This window comes from Paracoccus wurundjeri (assembly GCF_030678915.1).
GTDB classification, from domain to species: Bacteria; Pseudomonadota; Alphaproteobacteria; order Rhodobacterales; family Rhodobacteraceae; genus Paracoccus; species Paracoccus onubensis_A.
The window spans coordinates 23024-31327 of the sequence record NZ_JAUUTZ010000039.1; the positions used below are offsets into that span (position 1 = coordinate 23024).

An 8304-nucleotide genomic window follows, 5' to 3' on the forward strand; every position below is an offset into this window, starting at 1 on the left:
CGCTCATTGAAAGTTCACCCGTGGATCAAGCAGAGTATACAAAAGGTCGATCAGCAGATTCACCAGCACATACAACAGGCTGAACAGCAGCACGACGCCTTGGATGATTGGATAATCCCTTCGCAGGATCGCATCTGCCGTCAGGCGACCGATGCCCGGAATCGCAAACACCGTCTCAGTGATCAGGGAGCCGCTGATCAAAAGCGCGACCCCAAGGCCCACCACAGTGACGATTGGCATGGAAGCGTTGCGAAGCGCGTGGTCGAACAGGACGGATCGCTCTGAAATGCCTTTGGCGCGGGCTGTGCGGACATAATCCTGACGCATGACGTCCAGCATTGCGCTGCGGGTCACGCGTGTGATGAGCGAAAAGTAAGAAAACGCCACCACGATTGCGGGCATAATGATCCCTCGCAGGAAGTCCGCAAATCCCTCGCTGATCGGTGAATAGCCTTGCACCGGCAGCCAGCGAAGATGCACCGCAAAAATCCATGCCAAGACATAGCCGATGACAAAGACGGGAACTGAAAAGCCAAGGGCGGTGACCACGTTCACGATGCGATCAAGAAGTCGGTTGTGATGGCGCGCCGCAAGAATACCCATTGGCACGGCAACCAAAACTGAAATGATGGTCGAGGTGATCATCAGCGCTATTGTCGGCTCTAACCGCTGTCGGATCAGTTCCAGCACTGGAATGCCCGAAAAGATGGATACGCCGAGATTGCCGCTTAACACTTGCTTGGACCACTCGACGAAGCGCAGCGGAAACGGCTGATCCAAACCCAGAGCAATACGCACCTGTTCGATCTCGGCTGAGCTTGCCTGCTCTCCTGCAAGCACAGTCGCCGGGTCCCCCGGAGCCAGATAAAGCAGGCTGAATACACATAGCGCGACGACGATCATCACGGGAATGGTCGATAGAATTCGTTTCAGGCAATAGATGAGCATGGCACGCCCCCGCAGGTTCTGAGGTCGCGGGAAAGGTCGGTGAGAGGCGTATTACCGTTCTCTGTCACCACCACGACATCTTCTGTCATCATCCCGCCCCATGTTTCACGATAGAGCGGCGTTTCAATGCAAAGCACCATGCCCGATTGCAGAACCGTGTGATCGCCAAGCGCCAACAGCGGCGCCTCGGTAATGTTTAGGCCAAGGCCGTGTCCAACATGGTGCCGCGCAAATTGTGGAAGGCCCGCATCGCGGGTTGCGGCGATTGCCGCTGCGAAAACCTCGGATGCGGTGATACCGGCGCGGATTACCTGTCTTTCAGCTTCGACACCCGCACTGATCGCTGCAAAGCACTGTTCTTGTTCAGATGACGGTAAACCGATGAAGGCTGATCGCGCCATATCGCCCCAATAGCCGCGAAAGGTCGCGCCCAGATCAATGCGAAGCACGTCCCCGATAGCCAGTCGACGGCCTGAGGCGAAGGCATCGACATTGGCGGCGCGCGGTCCCGACGTTACGGCGATTGATCGCGGCACGCCGCCGCCACGTGTGATCTCGGCACTGACAAGCGCTGCCAAGTCGCGTTCGTTCACGCCGGGGGCGGCGGCATCAAGCGCAGCCTCGATCCCGCGCTGCATAAGGGAAAGGCAGTATCGGATGATGGCGATTTCATGAGGCAGCTTCACAAGGCGGGATCGTCGCAAGAGTGGCCGCGCATCAAAGCAGGACCTCCCGTCAACCAGATCTGAGGTTTCGCCTTCGATGCCGATGCGGCGCTGTCGGCCCGGATCCCAACTGTCCAGCGCGTCCCGGACCGCAGCGCCGAAATCCGCCACCGCGGGTCGCGCGGCACCTAGACGGTTCTGTCCGGCCGTCACTACGTGGAACTCGCCATATCGAAACAGCATTGACGGGTCGCAGATGCATTCAAGCGCGGCTGGCCCGTCTCCCGCGGAAACGATTAGGCGCGCGGAATCGGCTGTCGCCAGCACGCCAATTCGATATGCGGGGTTCATGTCGGACGACATGCTGGCATAGCCAGAGAGATAGGCCACATTGGCCGGATCAAAGCAAAGTATTGCGTCGGGTGCAGTCGGATCAGAAAACACCCGCGCCCGCCTTGCGAGCGCGAGGTCAGAGTTGCCCCAGACCTCGTTCATGTCAGAAAGCGTCGTCATCATGAGGATTTCGACAGCCCCCAGAACAGTGGGACAGGTGCCTTGCGAATGCCCTCGATCTCACTGCGCCAGGCGCTGTAGGTCAAATACTGACCAAGCGGGATCCACTGGGCGGTCGAAAGGATTTCCTCTTGAAAATGTGACGCAAGGTCGAGCCTTGCTTCGTCGCTATCGGCGCTTAGCCAATCAGAGCGAAGCTGCTCAAGCTTGTCGTTTGTGGGCCAACCATAATAGCCCGCTTCGCCGATTGCGCGCATGACCGAAGAGCTGATCGGATCGCTAAAATAAAGGAATGCGTTGCCAGCTGTTACGAACATTGACCAACCACCATTCTCGATCGGCTCTTTGCTTGAACGTCGCTCATACATGGTGTTTCGGTCCATGATGTCGTCGCGAACATTAAACCCGCACGAGCGGAGCCTGCTTACGATCACCTGCGCCATCGGCCCATAGAACGGGTGGTCGGTCGCATGCAGCATGACCAACTCTTCAGCATCATAGCCGGCCTCGGCCAGCATCGCCTTGATCTCGGCAGGTTCGCGACGCGGTGTTCCCAAATACTGCAAGCCAGCGTCGGACGCCGAAGGCGTGCCGGGCGCGAAATTGCCTGTTGGCACCCGATAGAGTTCCGGATCGCCAATGGCGAGGTTCATGATCTCGTCTTGGTCAAGCGCGGCCATGATCGCGCTTCGGATTGCCGGGTTGGCGGTCGGCCCCTGCAGATGGTTCAGGCAAAGTTGCGCCACGTCGCCGAACTCGTCCAGCCGCTCGACACTCAGGTTTGGATCGCCCTGCATCATCGGCACCAGATCGGGAATGACCGCCTCGGCCCAATCAACCTCGCCGGTGATCAGCGCCGAGGTGATCGTCGCAAGATCTGGAATGGCGCGCCATTCGACCCGGTCGACCATTACGTTGCGCGCCCCAGCGGTGTAGCTTGCGGGCTCACTGCGCGGCACATAGTCAGTGAACTTTTCATAGGCCGCAAAGCTGCCCGGCATATATTCACCCGCGACAAAGCGGAACGGCCCGCTGCCCACCACTTCCGTAATTGCGGTAGAGGCATCCGTCGAGGCGAGCCGCTCGGGCATCGTGCTGGGGGTCGCCTTTGCGAGCAGAATAAGCAGCGCCGGAAAGGGTTCCTTGAGTGTGAAGGTAATGGTGCGGTCGTCAGTCGCCTCCAAGCTTTCGATCCGCTCGGCCATGGTCCGACCCGGAAGGATCTTGGCGTTGTAGCGATTGATAGAAGCAACCACATCGCGCGCGGTTACCGGCGTTGCGTCGTGAAACTTCAGGCCGTCACGCAGGGTGAAGGTCCAGACCAGCCCATCATCGCTGACTGTATGGCCCTCAGCCATCTGCGGCTGGGGGGCGAAGCTTTCGTCAAGCGCATAAAGCCCTTCATAAACCATATAGGCGTGGTTGCGCGTCGCCGTCGCCGTCGAGACCACCGGGTCAATGTTGGCAAGGTCGGAGAGCGGCACATAGCGCAACACCGACTTTTCAGGTGTCTGCGCCATAACGGATTTCAAGCCAGGACCAAGGAACAGCGCCGCTGCCGCTGTGCCAAGCTTCAGAACATTACGTCTTTTCATTTGATCCATCCTGTTGGTGTTTAGCGTCCACCGCCAAGGCGGACGCGCGTGCGACGAGGTGAGCCCTCGTTTCTTCCAAGCGCCGAATTTCCGTTCGGATCTTTGTCTCGTCGATTCGTGCCGTCGCATCGGCAAGGGTCAGAAGGCGCGCGGTCTCTTGGGGCGCGACGCCACCGCGGCTTGCTGCAGCGGCAACAAAAGTATGGGGATTCAACACGTTGCGCAGCCAATCGCCATCGACATGCCCGCGCATCAGGTCCGGAAACTCCGGGATCGTTTCGATATCTTCGATCTGCAATCTGTTGGGAGAGATCTTTTGTTCGATGCAATGCCTGACAATCGCCCCGACCGCGTGATGCGCAGTTCGGTAAGACAGCCCAAAATCGCGAACCATTTCATCCGCCAGATGGCTGGCGGTTGTCCAGCCATCTCCGGCTCTATTGGCCATACGCTCGGCTTTTACTTCAAGCGTCTCGAATACGCCGGCAAGCAGATCGGTCATTGCCCATGCGGTTTTCAGCGCGTCGCCAAGAAAGCCTGCCGTGCGCATTGCGATATCCGGGCTGCCCATCCCCCGACATATCGACAGGATGTTCGCAGGCCATTGCACCGCAATCGCCGCCGCGTTCCGCACCGCCTCCAGTGCGACGGGGTTCTTTTTCTGCGGAAAGATGCTGGAGGTACCGCAATAGCTTGCGTCCAGTTCCACCAGTCCGAACTCTACCGAAGACCAAAGCTGCAGGTCGGTCGCGAAATCGTTGAGGTCAGCCATAAGCATGGCGGCAGCCGCGGCAATGTCGGCCATATAGAAAATATCGCGACCCTGCCGCGCATGTTCGATAATGCCTGAAAAGCCAAGCAGATCTGACGTGGTTTCACGGTTGATCGGCCATGAACTGCCGCTTCCGCCAACGGTGCCAAGCGGGCAGAGGTTAGTCAGGCGATACGCCGCCCACAGCCTTGACAGGTCATCATGGATCCGCCCTGCAAGCCCGCTAAGATAGTGGCCGAACACCCATGGCTGTGACAGCTGCACGTGGGTATACCCCGGCATTACCGTATTGCTGTGCTCGGCCGCAAGCGCCAGTATCGTTCGCTGCAATCCAGCTACCGCATCCATTAAGCTAAGGGTTTCCGCACGGTCCTGCATCCTTCGGAATGTCGCCCCTTGGTCGATACGGCTCCGCGCAGTGGAAAGCGCCCCAGCTGCCTCTGCGCCGACTGTCTGTGCCAAATGCCGCTCGACCTGCAAAAGCATGCTGCCACGTGTCGGATCGATATCCAGGGCTTCTGGCGTGGTGCCGTGCAGCGGCAACAGCGCTGCAAGCAGGTCTGCGCCAACGGTCGAAGATACGATCCCCGTTTCGGTCAGCATAACTACATGCGCAAGATCGACCTCAAGCATCGCCGCAAAGGTTCGACGTTCTTTGGCAAGTCCCGGAGCAAGGTAATGTATCTTCAACCGTTCTGATGGTTGCTTTCCCAGTCGCGCATCCGTGAGCAACGTTTCTGGCCGTGTGTCTGAAGAGCGATCGATCATTTTGTTTGACTATATGGAACAGATATCCATATATTATCGAATCAAACTAATGTGTCAACGCATTGCGAAGGGAGTTCTAAATGGCGGGAAGCCAGTCATTGGATCGAGGTTTGAACATTCTTGTGCTGCTTGACGGATCGCCTGAACCTCTGGGCGTGCGTGAGATTGCGCGACAACTCGGGTTGAATGCTGCGACGACGCAACGGCTCCTGAACAGCTTGGCAGAGCAGAATTTTGTGCAAAAGCATAAAGATAGCCGCCGATATGGTATCGGCTATCGGGCGCTTGGGCTAGGCGCCTCGTTGCTAACGCGTGACCTGCTGATTGCGTCGTCGGATCGCGAGTTGCGGCGGATTGCCGCGACGCATCAGCTAAACGGTTATCTTGGCCAGCAGCTGGGAGCAAAGGCGATCTACCTTCTTTGCGTGCAAAGCAATGGACCCATCGCGATCCGCAACACACCGGGTGAATTGACACTGCTGCACAGCACGGCAATGGGCAAAGTTCTGCTGTCGGCGCTGTCTGATGATCAGGTCCACGCGCTGCTAGGTCCGGGGCCGTTGGAGAAGGTGACACCACATACAATCTCTGACCCAGAGGTTCTGATCGATGAGTTGGCCGAGGTGCGAAACGACGGCTTTGCGTATGTTCGTGAAGAAACACTGCTCGGTGTGATCTCTGTGGGCGCGCCGGTCTTCGACGCAAGCAACCGTATTGTGGCATCGCTTAGTGTGGCTTTTGCCGAACGTGTCTCGCCCGATCATACGATTGAATCTGTTGCCCCGATTGTCCGAGAAGCGGCCCGGAATGTTTCAATCGCCTTAGGGGCGGCGGCTTGATAGCCGCCAAGCTACCTGCGAAACGGACTTTATTCATCGTTGCGGCCAATTCCGAGTTAAGACCGCGTCCACATTCCAAGGCCATTACACATGAATAGCGTCGGCGGGCGCAGATCACGCCCGCAACACCAGATGCCCTGGCGCGACTTCATCATATAGCGACGGACGGGCTTGGTGCCCCACGGGAAAAATCGGCGATGAAATCGGCTTGTAAGCAACCTCGCCGCGCAGATTGCGGTAACGAGGATCGGCGATGGGCACCGCAGAAAGCAGCGACTGGGTATAGGGGTGCGTCGGGTTTTCAAAGACTGCCGCGCGCGGGCCCATTTCCACGATCCGGCCAAGATACATCACCGCTACATGGTGGCTGATTCTCTCGACCACGGCCATGTCGTGCGAGATGAAAAGAAATGACAGCCCTAGATCGGCCTGCAGTTCCATCATCAGGTTCAGGACTTGCGCCTTAACCGACACATCCAGCGCGGATACCGCCTCATCCGCCACAATGAGTTTGGGGTTCAGCGCAAGCGCCCGGGCGATTGCAACCCTCTGGCGCTGACCGCCCGAAAGTTCGTGTGGGAAGCGGCGCATAAAAGATCTTGGCAACTCAACCCGATCAAATAGTCCGGCGATCCGTTCGTTCAAATCCGCCGTTAGACCATAATTCCGTAAAGGCTCAGCCACAGCATCGAAAAGCCGCATTTGCGGATTCAGGCTTGCGAAGGGATCCTGAAATATCATCTGCATGTCGCGCCGCGCTTGGTGCAGAACATCTTGGTCCAGCGCGGTGACCTCGGTTCCCTGAAGCAGGACTTGCCCTGACGTTGGCTGCACAAGCCGCAGGATTGATCGACCGCAACTTGATTTGCCGCAGCCCGACTCGCCCACCAACGAGAGCGTTTCACCCGCACGAACAGTAAAGCTTACATCCTCGACCGCGTGAACATTGGCGACATGCCGACGCAAAACCCCACCCTTGACCGCAAAACGGGTCGTCAGATTTCGCACGTCTAGTAACACCGGTGCCTTGCTATCGGGCGAAACAGCGGCCCGCGTGGTTGGAGTAATCTCTCCGCGCCCTTCCCGGTCCAGCAGTCGCATCGGCTCGGGTGCGGATTTTCCCCGCATCTCGCCGAGACGCGGAACAGCCGCAAGCAATGCGTTGGTATATGGGTGCTGCGGCTTTTCAAAGATGTCTTCGACCCTTCCCTCTTCTACCTTGTTGCCGCGATACATAACTACGACGCGATCGGCCATCTGTGCGACAACGGCCATATCGTGGGTGATGAAAATGACCGCTGTTCCGTTCTTACGCTTGAGTTGGTCGATAAGATCAAGGATTTCCGCTTGGATTGTCACGTCGAGCGCTGTGGTGGGTTCGTCACAGATCAGAAGCCGCGGCTCACATGCCATGGCCATTGCGATAACGATCCGTTGGCGCATCCCACCAGAAAGCTCATGTGGATACTGCGTCATCCGCCGTTCCGGTTCGGATATCCGCACATTGCGCAAGATCTCTAGCGCTCGTTCATTCGCCCCCTTACGGGACAGGCCGCGATGGACGCGCAGCCCTTCGGTAAGTTGCCTTCCAACAGTCAAGACCGGGTTTAGCGAGGTCATCGGCTCTTGAAAGATCATGCCGATCTCATTGCCGCGTATCTCACGCATGGTGCTGCCTGAGGCTGTCGCAAGATCAACGGCGTCGCCTTCCTCTCGCCTAAAAAGAAGCGTGCCGCCAGCGATATTTCCGCCGCCGAACTCCACCAACCGCATGAGCGACAGCGAAGATACCGACTTTCCCGACCCACTTTCCCCCACGACGCAAACGCATTCGCCTGGCGCGACATCGAAGGATACATGTTCAACGCCGAATACCTTACCGCTTTGTGTTTGAAAGCTCACCTTCAGGTTTCGAATTTCAACCACGGGTTTGTTTTCGGGCGAAGAGTCAAGCATGGGGCATTGTCCCTTGTTGGGTTTCAGCAGGTTAGCACGGTCATGATTCATGAGGCTCGATGAGCATTTCACATATGTCAAAGCGAATCACCTCACATATAATTGGAAAGCATGGAGCTATAACTGAATAGCTGAGCTAGGGTCAGGACTCATAACCAGAACATGACGGTTGCGGCGAGTGCGATGGCGGAGAGGAAGACTTTCGGGCATCTGTCGTATCGAGTTGCGACGCGCCGCCAGTCTTTGAG

General features: G+C 57.6%; 6 protein-coding genes and 1 pseudogene. 1 reads left to right on the forward strand and 6 read right to left on the reverse strand.

Annotated elements, in window-relative coordinates; genetic code table 11:
• Positions 1-3: 3 nt before the first annotated feature.
• From Q0601_RS23045 to Q0601_RS23060, 4 genes are read right to left on the reverse strand one after another with little or no spacing between them, the layout of a single operon-like run.
• A complete protein-coding gene (locus Q0601_RS23045) occupies positions 4-948 on the reverse strand; it encodes an ABC transporter permease (protein WP_305292318.1) in 945 nt (314 codons plus the stop codon).
• The gene (locus Q0601_RS23050; RefSeq protein WP_305292319.1) at positions 930-2126 is read right to left on the reverse strand and encodes a M24 family metallopeptidase; all 1197 of its coding nucleotides are present in this window, start codon (positions 2124-2126) and stop codon (positions 930-932) included. The genes Q0601_RS23045 and Q0601_RS23050 overlap by 19 nt, the downstream gene beginning before the upstream one ends.
• The gene (locus Q0601_RS23055; RefSeq protein ID WP_305292320.1) at positions 2126-3721 is read right to left on the reverse strand and encodes an ABC transporter substrate-binding protein; all 1596 of its coding nucleotides are present in this window, start codon (positions 3719-3721) and stop codon (positions 2126-2128) included. Before Q0601_RS23055 ends, Q0601_RS23050 begins: the two co-directional genes overlap by 1 nt.
• Positions 3708-5183: an argininosuccinate lyase gene (locus tag Q0601_RS23060; protein WP_305292321.1), complete on the reverse strand. Its 1476-nt coding sequence runs from the start codon at positions 5181-5183 to the stop codon at positions 3708-3710. Before Q0601_RS23060 ends, Q0601_RS23055 begins: the two co-directional genes overlap by 14 nt.
• A gap of 158 nt (positions 5184-5341) precedes the next feature.
• Between Q0601_RS23060 and Q0601_RS23065 the strand changes: the two genes are divergently transcribed.
• Positions 5342-6100: an IclR family transcriptional regulator gene (locus Q0601_RS23065; protein WP_305292322.1), complete on the forward strand. Its 759-nt coding sequence runs from the start codon at positions 5342-5344 to the stop codon at positions 6098-6100.
• A 114-nt stretch (positions 6101-6214) separates the two neighbouring features.
• Here the strand turns inward: Q0601_RS23065 and Q0601_RS23070 are convergent, their stop codons facing one another.
• Both Q0601_RS23070 and Q0601_RS23075 read right to left on the reverse strand, forming a co-directional pair.
• Positions 6215-8056: an ABC transporter ATP-binding protein gene (locus Q0601_RS23070; protein ID WP_305292323.1), complete on the reverse strand. Its 1842-nt coding sequence runs from the start codon at positions 8054-8056 to the stop codon at positions 6215-6217.
• A gap of 149 nt (positions 8057-8205) precedes the next feature.
• Positions 8206-8304, reverse strand: a pseudogene (locus tag Q0601_RS23075) (IS5/IS1182 family transposase); the annotation flags it as partial.

Coding starts and splice junctions, on each gene's coding strand:
- Q0601_RS23045 (WP_305292318.1), bottom strand. CDS start 948: ATGCTCATCTATTGCCTGAAACGAATTCTATCGACCATTCCCGTGATG.
- Q0601_RS23050 (WP_305292319.1), bottom strand. CDS start 2,126: ATGACGACGCTTTCTGACATGAACGAGGTCTGGGGCAACTCTGACCTC.
- Q0601_RS23055 (WP_305292320.1), bottom strand. CDS start 3,721: ATGAAAAGACGTAATGTTCTGAAGCTTGGCACAGCGGCAGCGGCGCTG.
- Q0601_RS23065 (WP_305292322.1), top strand. CDS start 5,342: ATGGCGGGAAGCCAGTCATTGGATCGAGGTTTGAACATTCTTGTGCTG.
- Q0601_RS23070 (WP_305292323.1), bottom strand. CDS start 8,056: ATGCTTGACTCTTCGCCCGAAAACAAACCCGTGGTTGAAATTCGAAAC.